Source organism: Streptomyces sp. NPDC029122, assembly GCF_055569445.1.
The window spans coordinates 6,715-22,400 of the sequence record NZ_JBVHWK010000046.1; the positions used below are offsets into that span (position 1 = coordinate 6,715).

A 15,686-nucleotide genomic window follows, 5' to 3' on the forward strand; every position below is an offset into this window, starting at 1 on the left:
CCCTCCGGGTCTTCCGCCGCGGCGTCCCGCCCGGTGTCCGCGGGCTCCGCCCCCGGCTCCCCGTCCGGCCCGTCCGCGCCCTCGGTGCCCTCCGGGGCCTCCGGCGTTTCGGCGTCCGCCCCGTCCGGTGCGTCCACGGTGTCGGGGGCCCCGTCCCGGGGGTGGGCGGGGGCGGCTTCGTACGGGTCCTCCGCGGCAGCGGGGGTGGCGGGGTCGGGGGCCGTACTCACAGCGTGCTCCAGTCCTGATCCGGGTAGCGGTGCACGGGCGCCGACACGTCGTCCAGCGCCCGGCGGATCTCCTCCGGAAGACTAAGGGCCTCCACCGACAGCGCCGCCCCCAGCTGTGCCGACGTCCGCGCGCCCACGATGGGGGCGGTGACCCCCGGCCGGTCGCGGATCCAGGCCAGCGCCACCTGGAGCGGGGTGACCGCGAGGCCCTGCGCGGCCGTGACGACGGCGTCCACGATGCGGCCCGCCGCCTCGTCCAGGTACGGCTCCACGAGCGCGGCCAGCGACGGCGACGCGCCCCGGGAGTCGGCCGGGGTGCCGTCGCGGTACTTGCCCGTCAGCACCCCCCGGCCCAGCGGGGAGGAGGGGAGCAGGCCGACGTCCAGGTCCCGGGCCGCCGGCAGCACCTCGCGCTCGACGCCCCGCTGGAGCAGCGAGTACTCCATCTGGGTCGAGGCCAGCCGGGTCCGCGTTCCCGGTGCGGCGAGCTGCCACGTGGCGGCCTTCGCCAGCTGCCAGCCGCTGAAGTTGGACACCCCCGCGTACCGGGCCCGGCCGCTGGCTACGGCCAGGTCCAGCGCCTGGAGGGTCTCCTCGAGCGGGGTCCGCGGGTCGAAGGCGTGCACCTGCCACAGGTCCACGTAATCGGTGCCCAGCCGGTCCAGGGAGTCGTCCAGGGCGCTCAGCAGGTGCCGTCGCGAGCCGTCGAACCGCCGGTCGGGGTCGGGGACGCTGCCCGACTTGGTCGCGATGACCAGGTCCCGGCGCGGAACGAGGGAGCCCACCAGCTGCCCGAGGAGGTACTCCGCCTCCCCGTCGCCGTACACGTCGGCCGTGTCGACGAGCGTGCCGCCCGCCTCCCAGAACGTCTTCAACTGCTCGGCGGCGGCTTCCTCGCCGGTGTCACGGCCCCAGGTCAGGGTGCCGAGGCCGATCCGGGAGACGCGCAGTCCGGTGCGGCCGAGATGCCTCTGCTCCATGAGCGCTGAGACTACTGGGGCGCTGACGCGGGGCCGTGGGGCGCGCTACAGTCCCCGCAGACCCACGTTACTGATCGGTAAACCGGCACCTTCGTTAGGGGACGACACATGCGGCTCGGCATCAATCTCGGCTACTGGGGTGCGGGCATGGACGCCGACAACCTCGCCGTCGCCCAGGAGGCCGACCGCCTCGGATACGACGTCTGCTGGGCCGCCGAGGCCTACGGCTCCGACGCGGCGACCGTACTGGCCTGGGTGGCCGCCCAGACGGAGCGGATCGACGTCGGCTCGGCCATCTTCCAGATCCCCGCCCGCCAGCCGGCGATGACGGCGATGACCGCCGCCACCCTGGACTCGCTCACCAAGGGCCGCTTCCGCCTCGGCCTCGGCGTGTCCGGCCCGCAGGTCTCCGAGGGCTGGTACGGCGTGAAGTTCGACAAGCCGCTCGCCCGGACCCGCGAGTACGTGGAGATCGTCCGCAAGGCCATGTCCCGCGAACGGCTGAGCCACGACGGCGAGCACTGGACCCTCCCGCTGCCCGGCGGTCCCGGCAAGCCGCTCAAGCTGACCGTGCACCCCGAGCGCCCGCACATCCCGCTCTACATCGCCGCCATCGGCCCGAAGAACCTGGAGCAGACCGGCGAGATCGCCGACGGCGCCCTGCTGATCTTCCCGGCCGCCGAGCACCTGGAGGAGACGGCCCTGCGGCACATCCGCGCGGGCCGCGAGAAGGCCGGTCTGACGATGGACGGCTTCGACGTCTGCCCGACGGTGCCGCTGGCCCTCGGCGATGACGTGAAGGCCCTCGCCGACGTGTTCCGCCCCTACACCGCCCTGTACGTCGGCGGCATGGGCAGCGCCAAGCAGAACTTCTACAACCAGCTCGCCCAGCGCATGGGCTACGAGAAGGAGGCCGCCGAGATCCAGGCCAAGTACCTGGGCGGCGACAAGGACGGGGCGGCCGCCGCTGTCCCGCACTCGCTGATCGACTCCACCACGCTGCTCGGCTCCGTGGAGCGGATCGCGGACGGAATGCGCGCCTACGCCGAGGCCGGGGTCACCACGCTCACCCTGGCCCCGGCCGGCTTCACCCTCGACGAGCGGATCGCCGCCCTGCGCGCCGGTACCGAGGCCCTGGAGATCGCCGGTCTCGCCTGACGCACGGGACCCGGGCGCCGCCGGACGGAGCCCGGCGCGGTGGTGCGGGTGGCGGGGTGGAGAAGGTCAGCGGCCGTGGTGGGGGCTCGGGGGGTCTTCCCCGCCACGGCCGACACAGCGAACAACGCCGGGCCCGCCCCCGGGGTTACGCCCCGCCGGGGGTCCGCCGGTTTCGTTCATTCGGCCGACTACGGCGCCCCATCGGTTGCCCGCCCGATCGATCCGCATTTGACTCGTCGTATGCTCTCCGCCCGCAGCCTGTTCCAGGAGATCGTCGACCACGACGACTCCTTCCAGCTGTTCTGCTCCATCGCCGCCGGCGGGGAGTCGCAGGGCGGCTGGGAGAACGCCCGGATCGCCGCCCTGGTACCCGAGGGCATGCGCGACCTCGCCCCCAAGATCACCCGGCACGGCGCCGACGAGGACAAGCACGGCCGGATCTTCCAGGCCCTGCTGCGCAAGCGCGGCCTGCCCCCTGTCCCCGTACCCCCTGAGACCGACTACACGATGCTGCTGGAACGCCGCGGCATCGGCCTCGCCCACGACAAGCTGCGCCGCGACGAGGCCCTGCGCGAGGAGGACATCGTCGTCTACCTCGCCCACAGCCGGGTCACCGAGCAGCGGGCCGCCGACCAGATGGCCGTGCTGCTGCGCCACTTCGGCGACCACCCCGAGGTCGGCAAGGCCGTCCTCGCCATCAGCCGCGACGAGGACAACCACCTCGCCTACTGCCACGAGGAACTGCTGCGCCTCGCCCGCGAAGGGCACGGCCGGACCATCCAGCGGGTCCTGCGCGAGAGCGCCCTCGCCGAGATCGCCGTCTACCGGGACGTGAGCCTGGCCGTCATGGAGCACATGGGCCGGCTGCTGCGCTGGCCCGCGCCCAAGGCCGCCGCGCTCGCCGCCGGCATCCGCGCGGTGTACGGGTACGAGCGCTTCTGCGGCTGGCACCGCATGGTCAGCCTCCGCCCCCCGGAGCGCACGAACCCGCTGGGCCGCGTACCGGGCGCCGCCTCCCACGGCTTCGCCCGGGCCTAGCCGGGGGTGTCCGGGCCGCCTCAGAGCCAGCCGCGCCGCTTGAACATCCGGTGCAGGGCCAGGCACACGCCCACCATCAGCAGCACCACCGCCGGATAGCCCCAGGACTGCCCGAGCTCCGGCATGTGCTCGAAGTTCATCCCGTAGACCCCCGCCACCATCGTGGGAACGGCCGCCATGGCCGCCCACGCCGAGATCTTGCGCATGTCGTCGTTCTGCCGGACGCCCATCTGCGCCAGGTGCGCGGCCAGCGCGTCCGACAGCAGCCGGTCCAGCCCCTCGATGTACTCGCTGGCCTTCGTCAGGTGGTCGGCGACGTCCCGGAAGAAGGGCCGGGCGTGCTCGTGCACGAACGGCACCTCGCCGAAGGCCAGCCGGTCCATCGGCTGGAGCAGCGGGCTCGTCGCCCGGCGGAACTCCAGTACCTGCCGCTTGAAGCCGTAGATCCGGGCCGCGGTGTTCTTCGACTCCGAGGGGCTCGGCGCGAACACCTCCGCCTCCAGCTCCTCCAGGTCCGCCTGGAGTTCCGCCGCCACCTCGATGTAGTGGTCCACCACCGCGTCCGACACCGCGTACAGCACCGCCGTCGGGCCGTGCCGCAGCACGTCCGGATCCTGCTCCAGCCGGTGCCGCACGGCCGCCAGCGCGGCCCCCTCGCCGTGCCGGACCGTGACCACGAAGGAGTCGCTGATGAACACCATCAGCTCGCCCGTGGTCACCGTGTCCGCGTCGTCGTCGTAGATCACCGGCTTGAGGACCACGAACAACGAGTCGTCGTACACCTCCAGCTTCGGACGCTGGTGCGCGGTCAGGGCGTCCTCCACCGCCAGCGCGTGCAGGCCGAACTCCCGGCTCACACGGTCGAACTCCTCCGCCGTCGGCTCGTGCATGCCGACCCACAGGAAGGCGTCACCGTAGGCCCGGGCCTCCTCCAGCACCTCGGAGAAGTCCCCGGCCGCCTCCGAGCGGCGGCCGTCCCGGTACATCGCGCAGTCGACAATCACGCCGGGCATTCTTCCCCCACCCGCGCCCGCCCGCACGTCGACGCCACCGCATACCCTGCATGCATGGCCACGCTGATCCTCGTACGACACGGGCGGTCCACCGCCAACACCGCTGGACTGCTCGCCGGATGGACCCCGGGAGTGGCCCTCGACGAACACGGCGCCGGGCAGGCCGCCGCACTGCCCGGCCGGCTGGACGGGATCCCGCTCGCGGCCGCCGTCTCCAGCCCGCTCCAGCGCTGCCGGGAGACCCTGGCCCCGCTGCTCGCGGCCCGCCCCGGGCTGCCCCTGCACACCGACGAGCGGATCGGCGAGTGCCACTACGGCGACTGGTCGGGCCGCAAGCTCTCCGAACTCGTCGACGAACCCCTCATGAAGATCGTCCAGCAGCACCCCTCGGCCGCCTCCTTCCCCGGCGGCGAGTCCATGCGCGCCATGCAGGCCCGCGCCGTGGACGCCGTACGCGAATGGAACACGCGGATCGAGGAGGAGCACGGCGCCGGCGCCGTCTTCCTCATGTGCTCCCACGGCGACATCATCAAGTCCCTCGTCGCCGACGCCCTCGGCATGCACCTGGACCTCTTCCAGCGGATCCACGTCGACCCCTGCTCGGTCACCGCCATCCGCTACACCACCACCCGACCCTTCCTGCTGCGCCTCGGCGACACCGGCGACCTCGCCGCGCTGGTCCCGCAGCCGGCCGCCTCCGACGGGTCCGACGCCGAGGGCGGTGGCGACGCGGTCGTGGGCGGCGGCGCGGGCGCGGCCTGATCGAACGGCGCAGTAGGGTGGCAGGGCCAGCAACACGTGCGCAGCCCTGCCCCTGCCTCAGACTTGGAGACCGGTCGTGCCCCGTCAGGTGTTCCTTTACGACCCCCCGGACCGCTTCGTGGCCGGCACGGTCGGTCTGCCTGGACGCCGCACCTTCTTCCTCCAGGCCTCCGCGGGCGCCCGCGTCACCAGCGTCTCCCTGGAGAAGACCCAGGTCGCGGCGCTGGCCGAGCGCATGGACGAACTGCTCGACGAGGTCGTACGGCGGACCGGCGGCAACGCGCCCGTCCCGGCCGTCGCCCCGTCCGAGGCGTCCGACACCGCACCGCTGGACGTCCCCGTCGAGGAGGAGTTCCGCGTCGGCACCATGGCGCTCGCCTGGGACGGCGAGGAGCAGCGGATGATCGTCGAGGCCCAGGCGCTCGTCGAACTCGACGCCGACTCCGAGGAGGACCTCGCCGAGGCCGAGGAGCGCCTGCTCCAGGACGAGGAGAACGGCCCGCCGATGCTGCGGGTCCGGCTCTCCGGCGCCCAGGCCCGCGCCTTCGCCAAGCGGGCGCTCGACGTGGTCAACGCGGGCCGCCCGCCGTGCCCCCTGTGCAGCCTGCCCCTCGACCCCGAGGGCCACGTGTGCCCCCGCCAGAACGGGTACCGGCGCCAGGTGTGAGCGAGGTGATCCCGATAGAGGAGCTGCTGACCCGCGGCGAGCTCACCGTCCGCGGCCGCATCGCCGAGGCCTCCAACGCGGTCCTGCTGTGCACCGTCGCCCACGAGGGGCGCAGCGTCGAGTGCGTCTACAAGCCCGTCAAGGGCGAGCGGCCCCTGTGGGACTTCCCCGACGGGAACCTCGCCCGGCGGGAGCGCGCCGCCTACCTGGTCTCCGAGGCCACCGGGTGGGGGCTGGTGCCCACCACCGTGCTGCGCGACGGCCCGTACGGAGAGGGCATGGTCCAGCACTGGATCGACGCCGGAGAGCCGCCGGAGCCCGGGCTCCTCGCGCTCGTCGAGGGGGAGGAGGCGGGGGAGGGCTGGAAGCCGGTCGCCTTCGCCGAGGTCGGGGAGGGCCGCACCGCCCTCCTGGTGCACGCCGACGACCCCCGGCTGCGCCGTCTCGCCATCCTCGACGCGGTGATCAACAACGGTGACCGCAAGGGCGGCCACCTGCTGCCCGCGCCGGACGGGCGGCTCTACGGGATCGACCACGGAGTGACCTTCCACACCGAGGACAAGCTGCGCACCCTGCTGTGGGGCTGGGCGGGGGAGCCGCTGACCCCGGAGGCCCGGTCGGTACTGTCCTCCCTGGAGGCCCAGCTCGCCGACGGGGCGGGGCTCGCCACCCGGCTGGCCGAGCTGATCACCCCGGTCGAGCTGGCGGCCGTACGGGCCCGCGTGGCCCAGCTGCTGCGCGAGGGCAAGCACCCGCAGCCGTCCGGGCAGTGGCCGGCGATCCCCTGGCCACCCGTCTGAGCAGGCCCGCCGGTGAGGCCGGACGCACAGAACCGGCCGGACCGCAAGAGTGCCGATCAAGCCAACAGTGCTGGTCCCATTCGTTCGCGGAACACTCGTCCGGTTAGGCTCGAGCCATGCATGCCTGGCCCGCTTCTGAGGTCCCCGCCCTGCCCGGCAAGGGCCGCGACCTCCAGATCCACGACACCGCGACCCAAGGGACGATCACCCTCGCCCCCGGTCCCGTCGCCCGCCTCTACGTCTGCGGGATCACCCCGTACGACGCGACCCACATCGGTCACGCGGCGACCTACAACGCGTTCGACCTCGTGCAGCGCGTGTGGCTCGACAACAAGCGGCAGGTCCACTACGTCCAGAACGTCACGGACGTGGACGATCCTCTGCTGGAGCGGGCGCTGCGCGACGGGCACGACTGGACCGAGCTCGCCGAGCGCGAGACGGCCCTCTTCCGCGAGGACATGACCGCCCTGCGCATGCTGCCGCCGCAGCACTACATCGGCGCCGTCGAGGCCATACCCGGCATCGTGCCGCTGGTCGAGCGGCTCCGTGACGCGGGCGCCGCGTACGAGCTCGAAGGCGACGTCTACTTCTCGGTGGAGTCCGACCCGAACTTCGGCGGGGTCTCCCACCTCGACGCCCGGGCGATGCGTGCGCTGTCCGCCGAGCGCGGCGGCGACCCGGACCGCCCGGGCAAGAAGAACCCCCTCGACCCGATGCTGTGGATGGCCGCACGGCCGGGCGAGCCGAGCTGGGACGGCGCCTCCCTGGGCCCGGGCCGGCCCGGCTGGCACATCGAGTGCGTGGCCATCGCCCTGGACCACCTGGGCATGGGCTTCGACATCCAGGGCGGCGGCTCCGACCTGGCGTTCCCGCACCACGAGATGGGCGCCTCGCACGCGCAGGCCCTGACGGGCGAGTTCCCGATGGCCAAGGCGTACGTCCACGCGGGCATGGTCGCCCTGAACGGCGAGAAGATGTCGAAGTCCAAGGGCAACCTGGTCTTCGTCTCGGCGCTGCGGCGCGCCGGTGTGGACCCGGCGGCCATCCGCCTGGCCCTCCTCGCGCACCACTACCGGGCCGACTGGGAATGGACCGACGACGTCCTCACGGAGGCGCAGGCCCGCCTCGCGCGCTGGCGCGCGGCGGTCTCCCGCCCGGACGGCCTTCCGGCCGAGGCGCTCGTCGAGGAGGTCCGGGAGGCCCTCTCCCGCGACCTGGACGCACCGGCCGCGCTGGCCGCCGTGGACCGCTGGGTGGACGCCCAGAACGCCTCGGACGGCGACGACGAAACCGCCCCGGGTCTGGTCTCCCGCACGGTGGACGCGCTGCTGGGCGTGGCCCTGTAGCATCCGCGCCGATGCCCCTGGACTCCGTCGGAGCCGGGGGCATCCCCGTACCCGGGGCCGGGGGCCGGGGCGGCTGCCTGCGGCGCCGGCCCCTCCCCGCCCTTCAACCGTTCTCGCCCTCAGCCGCCGGGCGCGGCTACGCACACGCGCTACCGCGCCGCGCCTCACACGCCGGCGGGGATGTGGACGGCCCCGCCGGCGTGTGAGACGCGGAGGCTGGGGCTCCGGCCCCGCCCCGCGGCGCTACGCATCCGGGGTGTCGCCCGGCTCGTCCGGCTCCGGCGGGGCCGCCGGGGGCTGCGGGTCCTCCGCGGAAGGGTCCCGGCGGCGCTGCGGCCGGGTCAGCCCGCTGGAGGTGTCCCGCAGGTACGACCCGTCACCCTGCTGCTCCGCGGCGGCGGACGGGCCCCGCCGCCGCAGGTACCGCTCGAACTCCCGGGCGATCGCGTCCCCCGACGCCTCCGGCAGGTCCGCGGTGTCCCGCGCCTCCTCCAGCGTCTGGACGTACTCCGCCACCTCGCTGTCCTCGGCGGCCAGTTGGTCCACGCCCAGCTGCCACGCCCGGGCGTCCTCCGGCAGTTCGCCGAGCGGGATCCGGAGGTCGATCAGGTCCTCCAGCCGGTTCAGCAGCGCCAGGGTCGCCTTCGGGTTCGGCGGCTGGGAGACGTAGTGCGGCACCGCGGCCCACAGCGACACCGCCGGAACCCCGGCGTGCGTACAGGCCTCCTGGAGGACGCCCACGATCCCCGTCGGGCCCTCGTACTTCGTCTCCTCCAGGTCCATCGTCCGCGCGAGGTCCGCGTCCGAGGTGACCCCGCTCACCGGCACCGGCCGGGTGTGCGGGGTGTCGCCGAGCAGCGCGCCCAGGATGACGACCATCTCGACGCCCAGCTCGTGCGCGAAGCCGAGCAGCTCGTTGCAGAACGACCGCCAGCGCATGGACGGTTCGATGCCCCGCACCAGCACCAGGTCGCGCGGCTTCGCGCCGCCGATCCGGACCACCGACAGCCGCGTCGTCGGCCAGGTGATCTTCCTGACGCCGTTGTCCAGCCACACCGTCGGCCGGTTGACCTGGAAGTCGTAGTAGTCCTCGGCGTCCAGCGCCGCGAAGACCTCGCCCTTCCACTCCCGGTCCAGGTGCGCCACCGCACCGGAGGCGGCGTCACCCGCGTCGTTCCAGCCCTCGAACGCGGCCACCATGACCGGGTCGATCAGCTCGGGCACGCCCTCAAGCTCGATCACCCAGGTCTCCTTCCGAAGTTCCTTGCCCACGTGGGCCAGCCTAAGCCTTTGTGGGACGTCGGCCACAGCCCACGACAGAGGGGCGGTTCCCCTCGGAACCGCCCCTCTTCCCCACCTGCGTACGAGCTATGCCTTGGGGCTCAGCATCTCCTCGACGCGGGCCCGTACGGCCTCGTCGTCCAGGCCGCGGACCGTCACCGTCGTACGGCGGCGCAGCACGTCGTCGACCGTCTCGGCCCACTCGTTGTCACGGGCGTAGGCGACCTGCGCCCAGATCTCCGGACCGTCCGGGTGGATGCGCTCGGCCAGCGCCGGGTCCTCGTTCGCCAGGCGGGCGATGTCGAAGGCCAGGGAGCCGTAGTGGGAGGCCAGGTGGCGCGCGGTGAGCGGGTCCATGCGGGTGCCGGGCTCGCGGTCCACCAGCAGCCGGTGCGCGACCGCGTTGGGGTTGGCGACACCGGGCAGGGGGACGCGGCGCACGAGCGACTTCACCGGCTCCATGTCCTCGGTCAGCGGGCTGCCGGGGAGCTTGGCGAGCTTGTCCATGACCACGCGGCCGATGTGGCGGTACGTGGTCCACTTGCCGCCGGCCACCGACAGCATGCCGCCCGCGCCCTCGGAGACCACCGTCTCGCGCTTGGCCTTCTCGACGCCGCCGGGACCGCCGGGCAGCACGCGCAGACCGGCGAAGGCGTACGTCATCAGCGAGCGGTCGAGGTCGGCGTCCTTGATGGAGAACGCGGCCTCGTCCAGGATCTGCTGGATGTCCTTCTCGGTGGCGCGCACGTCCGCCGGGTCGCCCTCGTACACCTCGTCGGTGGTGCCGAGCAGCAGCTGGTCCTCCCACGGGAGGGCGAAGGTGATGCGGTACTTGTCGATCGGGGTGGCCATGGCGGCCTTCCACGGCGACTTGCGCTTCATGACGATGTGCGCGCCCTTGGAGAGGCGGATCGACGGCATCGCGTGCTTGTCTTCCATGCGCCGCAGGTGGTCCACCCACGGGCCGGTGGCGTTGAGCACGACGCGCGCGTCGACTCCGAACTCCGTACCGTCGAGGCGGTCCTTGAGCTCGGCGCCCGAGACCCGGCCGCGCGTCATGCGCAGGCCGGTGACCTCGGCGTGGTTGAGGACGACCGCGCCGGACTCGACGGCCGCGCGGACCGTCATCACGGCGACGCGGGAGTCGTTCATCTGGTGGTCGTAGTAGACGGCGACGGCCTTCAGGTTGTCCGTCTTGAGGCCGGGGTTGTCGGCGACGGCACGGGCCGGGGATATCACCTTGCCCATGCCGTCGCCGAAGGCCGAGAGGGCGGAGTAGGCGAAGACGCCCGCGCCCAGCTTGGCCGCACCCACCGGACCGCCCTTGTAGACCGGCAGGTAGAACGTGAGCGGGTTGACCAGGTGCGGGGCCACGTCCTTGGCCAGCACCCGCCGCTCGTGGTGGTTCTCCGCCACCAGCTTGACCGCACCGGTCTGCAGGTAGCGCAGACCGCCGTGGACGAGCTTCGAGGAGGCCGAGGAGGTGGCGCCGGCGAAGTCGCCGGCGTCCACCATGGCAACCCGCAGACCCGACTGCGCGGCGTGCCAGGCCACCGAGGTGCCCAGGATCCCACCGCCGATGACCAGCAGGTCGTACGTGGCCTTCGAGAGCTGCTCGCGGGTCTCCGCGCGGCTCGCGTTGGCACCGGAAGTCGGGTGCGTACCCAGGGTGGGGACGCGCTGCAGGGTGCTCATATTTCTTTCAGCTCCTCGTCGATTGACTCAGCTGGTGCGTCAGCTGGCGTCTTCGTCGTCGATCCAGCCCATGGACCGCTCGACGGCCTTGAGCCAGTTCTTGTACTCGCGGTCCCGCTGGTCGGCGGGCATCCGCGGGGTCCACTCCGCCGCGCGCCGCCAGTTGGCGCGCAGGGCGTCGGTGTCGGGCCAGAAGCCGACGGCCAGGCCGGCGGCGTAGGCGGCGCCGAGGCAGGTGGTCTCGGCGACCATCGGGCGCACCACGGGTGCGTCCAGGAAGTCCGAGAGGGTCTGCATCAGCAGGTTGTTGGAGGTCATGCCGCCGTCGACCTTGAGGGCCGCCAGCTCGACGCCGGAGTCCTTGGTCATGGCGTCGGTGATCTCGCGGGTCTGCCAGGCGGTGGCCTCCAGGACGGCACGGGCGATGTGCGCCTTGGTGACGTACCGGGTGAGGCCGGCGATCACACCGCGGGCGTCGGAGCGCCAGTACGGGGCGAACAGGCCGGAGAAGGCCGGCACGAAGTAGGCGCCGCCGTTGTCCTCGACCGAGAGCGCGAGGGTCTCGATCTCTGCCGCGGTCTTGATCATGCCCATCTGGTCGCGCATCCACTGGACGAGCGAGCCGGTGACGGCGATCGAGCCCTCCAAGGCGTAGACCGGCTTCTGGTCGCCGATCTGGTAGCCGACCGTGGTCAGCAGGCCGCTGTAGGAGTTGATGATCTTGTCGCCGGTGTTCATCAGCATGAACGTGCCGGTGCCGTACGTGGACTTCGCCTCGCCCTCGGCGAAACAGGTCTGGCCGAAGAGCGCGGCCTGCTGGTCACCGAGCGCGGAGGCGACCGGGACGCCGGCGAGGACGCCGTCCTTGACGTGGCCGTAGACCTCGGCGGAGGACTTGATCTCGGGGAGCACGTTGAGCGGGACGCCCATCGACTCCGCGATCTTCTCGTCCCAGGCCAGGGTGTGCAGGTTCATCAGCATGGTGCGCGAGGCGTTGGTGACGTCGGTGACGTGCGCACCGCCCTGGGCCCCACCGGTGAGGTTCCAGATGACCCAGGAGTCCATGGTGCCGAAGAGGATGTCGCCGGCCTCGGCGCGCTCGCGCAGGCCCTCGACGTTGTCGAGCAGCCAGCGGACCTTCGGGCCCGCGAAGTAGCTCGCCAGCGGCAGGCCGGTCTCGCGGCGGAAGCGGTCCTGGCCGACGTTGCGGCCGAGCTCCTTGCACAGGGAGTCGGTGCGGGTGTCCTGCCAGACGAGCGCGTTGTGCACCGGCTCGCCGGTGTTCTTGTCCCACAGGACGGTGGTCTCGCGCTGGTTGGTGATGCCGACGGCCTTGACGTCGGCGGAGGTGATCTCCGCCTTGGCGATGGCGCCGGCGACGACCTCCTGGACGTTGGTCCAGATCTCGACGGCGTCGTGCTCCACCCAGCCCGGCTTCGGGAAGATCTGCTCGTGCTCCTTCTGGTCGACGGCGACGATCCGGCCGTCGCGGTCGAAGACGATGCAGCGGGAGGAGGTGGTGCCCTGGTCGATCGCGGCGATGAAGGGGCCGGTGCTGCTGGTCATGATGGCTGCTCCTGGCAGGTCTGTTGAGTAGGCGGAATCAGGAGGGCGATGCGGATCTTACGAACGCGGCCGAAGCTGATCAGGCGAACGCGATGTTGTACAGACCGCCGGCAAGCGCGGCACCGACGAGCGGGCCGACGACCGGGATCCAGGAGTAACCCCAGTCCGAGCCGCCCTTGTTGGGCAGCGGGAGCAGGGCGTGGACGATGCGGGGACCGAGGTCACGGACCGGGTTGATGGCGTATCCGGTCGGACCGCCCAGCGAGAGGCCGATGCCGACGACCACGAAGGAGGTGATCAGGACACCGATGACGCCGAGGCCCTTGCCGCCGTCCTGGAGGCCCTGGGTCAGGATCGCCAGGACGAGGACGAAGGTGCCGATGATCTCCGTCGTGAGGTTCTGGGCGACGTTGCGGATCTCCGGGCCGGTCGAGAAGATGCCGAGCACCGGGCCGGCGACGTCGTGCGGGTGCGGGTCCTCGGGACCGAGCTTGGCGTCGCGGATGTGCTCCGGGTCCGCCAGGTGGGCCCGGAACTGGCCGTAGTAGGTGATCCACATCAGGACCGCGCCGAGCATGGCGCCGAGCAGCTGGCCCGCGAAGTAGACGGGGACGTCACCCCACTCGCCGGTCTTGACGGCGATGCCGACGGTGACCGCCGGGTTGAGGTGCGCGCCGGAGAGCGGCGCGGAGACGTAGGCGGCGATCAGGACCGCGAAGCCCCAGCCGAAGGTGATCGCGAGCCAGCCCGCGCCGCGGGCCTTGGAGCTCTTGAGCGTGAGGGCGGCGCAGACGCCACCGCCGAGCAGTGTGAGCAGGGCGGTACCGATGGTCTCGCCGATGAAGATGTCGGAGCTGGACACCCGCGACTCCTTTGTCTTACGTCCAGGGGTGGGCGGACACCGGGTCCCTCCGGTGGTCCGCACACTCGGTGAGTGCTTCACCGGTCCATGGCCTCGCCATACCCTAACGCGTATTGCCGGTAGGTGTTCGACAATGCCGACCGATGAACGGCAGTTTTCCGCCTGGGTGAAGAACGCGTCAAGGCCTGACCAGGTCAAGAACCGGATCGTTACCACTCGGTACGATCGCCCAAATCAGGCCAATGGATGATCGAAATACGACAAAGTCCACCCGAACGGCACGCGAAGCGGCCATCGGGTGGACCGAATGGATCAGGTCAAGCTCAGAACCGGCCCGCGCCGAGATCGCGGGAAACCGACCGCGCGCAGTCCCGTACGGACGCCACCAGAGCCGCGTGCGGCTCCCCGGACTCCCCGCAGACCCGCTCCACGGCGCCCGCGACGGCCACCGCCCCGACCGGCATCCTCCGCCGGTCGTGGATGGGCGCCGCCACCGAGGCGATCCCCTCCCAGGTCTCCTCCACGTCCGCCGCCCAGCCGCGCGCCCGGGTCAGGTCCAGGACCTCCTCGAAACCGGCCGCGTCGGTCACCGTGCGCGGCGTGAAGGCCTCGCGCTCCCCGTCCACGGCTTCCGTGTGCGCCACCGGGTCGTACGCCGACAGCACCTTGCCCAGCGCCGTGGAGTGCAGCGGCTGCATCGCCCCCACCTCCAGCACTTGCCGGCTGTCGTCCGGCCGGAACACGTGGTGCATGATCAGCACCCCGCTCTGGTGCAGTACGCCCACGTACACGCTCTCGCCGCTCGCACGCGCCAGGTCGTCCGTCCACACCAGCGCACGCGCCCGCAGCTCGTGCACGTCCAGATAGCTGTTGCCCAGCCGCAGCAGCTCCGCGCCCAGCTGATAGCGCCCGGAGGCCGGATCCTGCTCCACGAAGCCCTCGGCCTGCAGCGTGCGCAGGATCCCGTGCGCCGTGCCCTTGGCCAGGCCCAGGGAGGACGCCACGTCCGAGAGACCCAGCCGGCGTTCCCCGCCGGCCAGGAGCCGCAGCATCGCAGCGGCTCGTTCGAGCGACTGGATGTTCCGTGCCATCGCGCAGCCTCCTGCTGACGTAGTTCGACAATGCTGAACACTATCGGTCGATGCCGACCTCGTGCGTGGTTGGGTGGCTCCATGGTGCGGCGCGCCCGACGCACCCTCCCACGAGGCACCCGCACCGCGCGCACGAGGCGGCCGGGAGGCCCCCGCGCCACCCCAGCGCAAAGAATGCAGTCCGCCACGTGGGACGCCCTCACCGGGTCCGCCGCCGCGCGGTTACCCTGACCGCGTGCACCCTTGACACAGAGGGTGCAAAGCCGACAGCCGTCGCAGCCCAGGGAGCACAACCATGGCCTCGTTGCCGAACCTGCCCGCAGACACCCAGAACCGGGCCGATGCCCTCCGGGAGGCGCTCGCGACCCGCGTGGTCGTCGCCGACGGAGCCATGGGAACGATGCTCCAGGCGCAGGACCCCACGCTGGAGGACTTCCAGCAGCTGGAGGGCTGCAACGAGGTCCTGAACGTCACCCGCCCCGACATCGTCCGCTCGGTCCACGAGGCGTACTTCTCGGTGGGCGTGGACTGCGTCGAGACCAATACCTTCGGTGCGAACTACGCGGCCCTGGCCGAGTACGACATCCCCGAGCGCAACTTCGAGCTGTCCGAGGCCGGCGCCCGCATCGCCCGCGAGGTCGCGGACGAGTTCACCGCCTCCACCGGGCAGCAGCGCTGGGTACTGGGCTCCATGGGACCCGGTACCAAGCTGCCGACGCTCGGCCACATCACCTACGCGCAGATCCGTGACGCCTACCAGATCAACGCGGAGGGTCTGATCTCCGGCGGCGCGGACGCGCTGCTCGTCGAGACCACCCAGGACCTCCTCCAGACCAAGTCCTCCATCATCGGCGCCCGCCGCGCCATGGAGGCCCTCGGCGTCACCGTCCCGCTCATCTGCTCCGTCACCGTCGAGACCACCGGCACGATGCTGCTGGGTTCGGAGATCGGTGCGGCGCTGACGGCGTTGGAGCCGTTGGGGATCGACATGATCGGTCTGAACTGTGCGACGGGTCCGGCGGAGATGAGTGAGCACCTGCGGTATCTGGCGCGCAACGCCCGCATCCCGTTGTCGTGCATGCCGAACGCGGGTCTGCCGGTCCTGACGAAGGGCGGGGCGCATTATCCGCTGTCGGCGGCCGAGCTGGCGGATGCGCAGGAGACGTTCGTGCGTGAGTACGGGCTGTCGCTGGTGGG

14 protein-coding genes and 1 pseudogene are annotated in these 15,686 nt (G+C 71.9%); 7 read left to right on the top strand and 8 right to left on the bottom strand.

What is annotated here, in order from left to right; genetic code table 11:
* Nucleotides 1–230: pseudogene (locus ACZ4WZ_RS32940) on the bottom strand (hypothetical protein); the annotation flags it as partial.
* Complete coding sequence (locus ACZ4WZ_RS32945; RefSeq protein WP_467896655.1) at nucleotides 227–1,210, bottom strand: aldo/keto reductase; 984 nt, start codon at nucleotides 1,208–1,210, stop codon at nucleotides 227–229. The gene ACZ4WZ_RS32945 and the pseudogene ACZ4WZ_RS32940, both read right to left, overlap by 4 nt.
* Nucleotides 1,211–1,318: 108 nt before the next feature.
* On the opposite strand from ACZ4WZ_RS32945, the gene ACZ4WZ_RS32950 reads away from it, so the two are divergent.
* Both ACZ4WZ_RS32950 and ACZ4WZ_RS32955 read left to right on the top strand, forming a co-directional pair.
* The gene (locus ACZ4WZ_RS32950) at nucleotides 1,319–2,368 is read left to right on the top strand and encodes an LLM class F420-dependent oxidoreductase (RefSeq protein ID WP_467896657.1); all 1,050 of its coding nucleotides are present in this window, start codon (nucleotides 1,319–1,321) and stop codon (nucleotides 2,366–2,368) included.
* A 240-nt stretch (nucleotides 2,369–2,608) separates the two neighbouring features.
* Nucleotides 2,609–3,406 (top strand): ferritin-like domain-containing protein, encoded by a 798-nt coding sequence (locus tag ACZ4WZ_RS32955; protein ID WP_467896658.1) that lies wholly within the window; start codon nucleotides 2,609–2,611, stop codon nucleotides 3,404–3,406.
* Between the two features lie 20 nt (nucleotides 3,407–3,426).
* Here the strand turns inward: ACZ4WZ_RS32955 and corA are convergent, their stop codons facing one another.
* A complete protein-coding gene (corA, locus tag ACZ4WZ_RS32960; RefSeq protein WP_467896660.1) occupies nucleotides 3,427–4,419 on the bottom strand; it encodes a magnesium/cobalt transporter CorA in 993 nt (330 codons plus the stop codon).
* Nucleotides 4,420–4,473: 54 nt separating this feature from the next.
* Between corA and ACZ4WZ_RS32965 the strand changes: the two genes are divergently transcribed.
* From ACZ4WZ_RS32965 to mshC, 4 genes are all read left to right on the top strand, one after another.
* Nucleotides 4,474–5,181 carry a histidine phosphatase family protein gene (locus tag ACZ4WZ_RS32965; protein WP_467896662.1) on the top strand — a complete coding sequence of 236 codons (708 nt, stop codon included), beginning with the start codon at nucleotides 4,474–4,476 and terminating at the stop codon, nucleotides 5,179–5,181.
* 76 nt (nucleotides 5,182–5,257) lie between these two features.
* Nucleotides 5,258–5,848, top strand: a complete 591-nt coding sequence (locus ACZ4WZ_RS32970) for a DUF3090 domain-containing protein (RefSeq protein ID WP_467896664.1) — start codon at nucleotides 5,258–5,260, stop codon at nucleotides 5,846–5,848.
* On the top strand, nucleotides 5,812–6,648 hold the full coding sequence (locus ACZ4WZ_RS32975; protein ID WP_467896666.1) for an SCO1664 family protein: 837 nt from the start codon (nucleotides 5,812–5,814) through the stop codon (nucleotides 6,646–6,648). The genes ACZ4WZ_RS32970 and ACZ4WZ_RS32975 overlap by 37 nt, the downstream gene beginning before the upstream one ends.
* Nucleotides 6,649–6,764: 116 nt before the next feature.
* The gene (gene mshC / locus ACZ4WZ_RS32980; RefSeq protein ID WP_467896668.1) at nucleotides 6,765–7,994 is read left to right on the top strand and encodes a cysteine--1-D-myo-inosityl 2-amino-2-deoxy-alpha-D-glucopyranoside ligase; all 1,230 of its coding nucleotides are present in this window, start codon (nucleotides 6,765–6,767) and stop codon (nucleotides 7,992–7,994) included.
* A 243-nt stretch (nucleotides 7,995–8,237) separates the two neighbouring features.
* Here the strand turns inward: mshC and ACZ4WZ_RS32985 are convergent, their stop codons facing one another.
* The 5 genes from ACZ4WZ_RS32985 to ACZ4WZ_RS33005 all read right to left on the bottom strand — a co-directional run bounded on the left by ACZ4WZ_RS32985 (nucleotide 8,238) and on the right by ACZ4WZ_RS33005 (nucleotide 14,489).
* Nucleotides 8,238–9,236, bottom strand: a complete 999-nt coding sequence (locus tag ACZ4WZ_RS32985; protein WP_467896681.1) for a PAC2 family protein — start codon at nucleotides 9,234–9,236, stop codon at nucleotides 8,238–8,240.
* Between the two features lie 126 nt (nucleotides 9,237–9,362).
* Nucleotides 9,363–10,970 (bottom strand): glycerol-3-phosphate dehydrogenase/oxidase, encoded by a 1,608-nt coding sequence (locus tag ACZ4WZ_RS32990; protein WP_467896669.1) that lies wholly within the window; start codon nucleotides 10,968–10,970, stop codon nucleotides 9,363–9,365.
* Nucleotides 10,971–11,009: 39 nt separating this feature from the next.
* Nucleotides 11,010–12,536 carry a glycerol kinase GlpK gene (glpK, locus tag ACZ4WZ_RS32995; RefSeq protein WP_467896673.1) on the bottom strand — a complete coding sequence of 509 codons (1,527 nt, stop codon included), beginning with the start codon at nucleotides 12,534–12,536 and terminating at the stop codon, nucleotides 11,010–11,012.
* A gap of 79 nt (nucleotides 12,537–12,615) precedes the next feature.
* Nucleotides 12,616–13,398 carry an MIP/aquaporin family protein gene (locus ACZ4WZ_RS33000; protein ID WP_467896674.1) on the bottom strand — a complete coding sequence of 261 codons (783 nt, stop codon included), beginning with the start codon at nucleotides 13,396–13,398 and terminating at the stop codon, nucleotides 12,616–12,618.
* Between the two features lie 323 nt (nucleotides 13,399–13,721).
* Nucleotides 13,722–14,489, bottom strand: a complete 768-nt coding sequence (locus ACZ4WZ_RS33005; protein ID WP_467896676.1) for an IclR family transcriptional regulator — start codon at nucleotides 14,487–14,489, stop codon at nucleotides 13,722–13,724.
* A gap of 295 nt (nucleotides 14,490–14,784) precedes the next feature.
* Here ACZ4WZ_RS33005 and ACZ4WZ_RS33010 point away from each other — a divergent pair.
* The coding region (locus ACZ4WZ_RS33010) for a homocysteine S-methyltransferase family protein (RefSeq protein ID WP_467896678.1) at nucleotides 14,785–15,686 on the top strand (902 nt) is incomplete at its 3' end.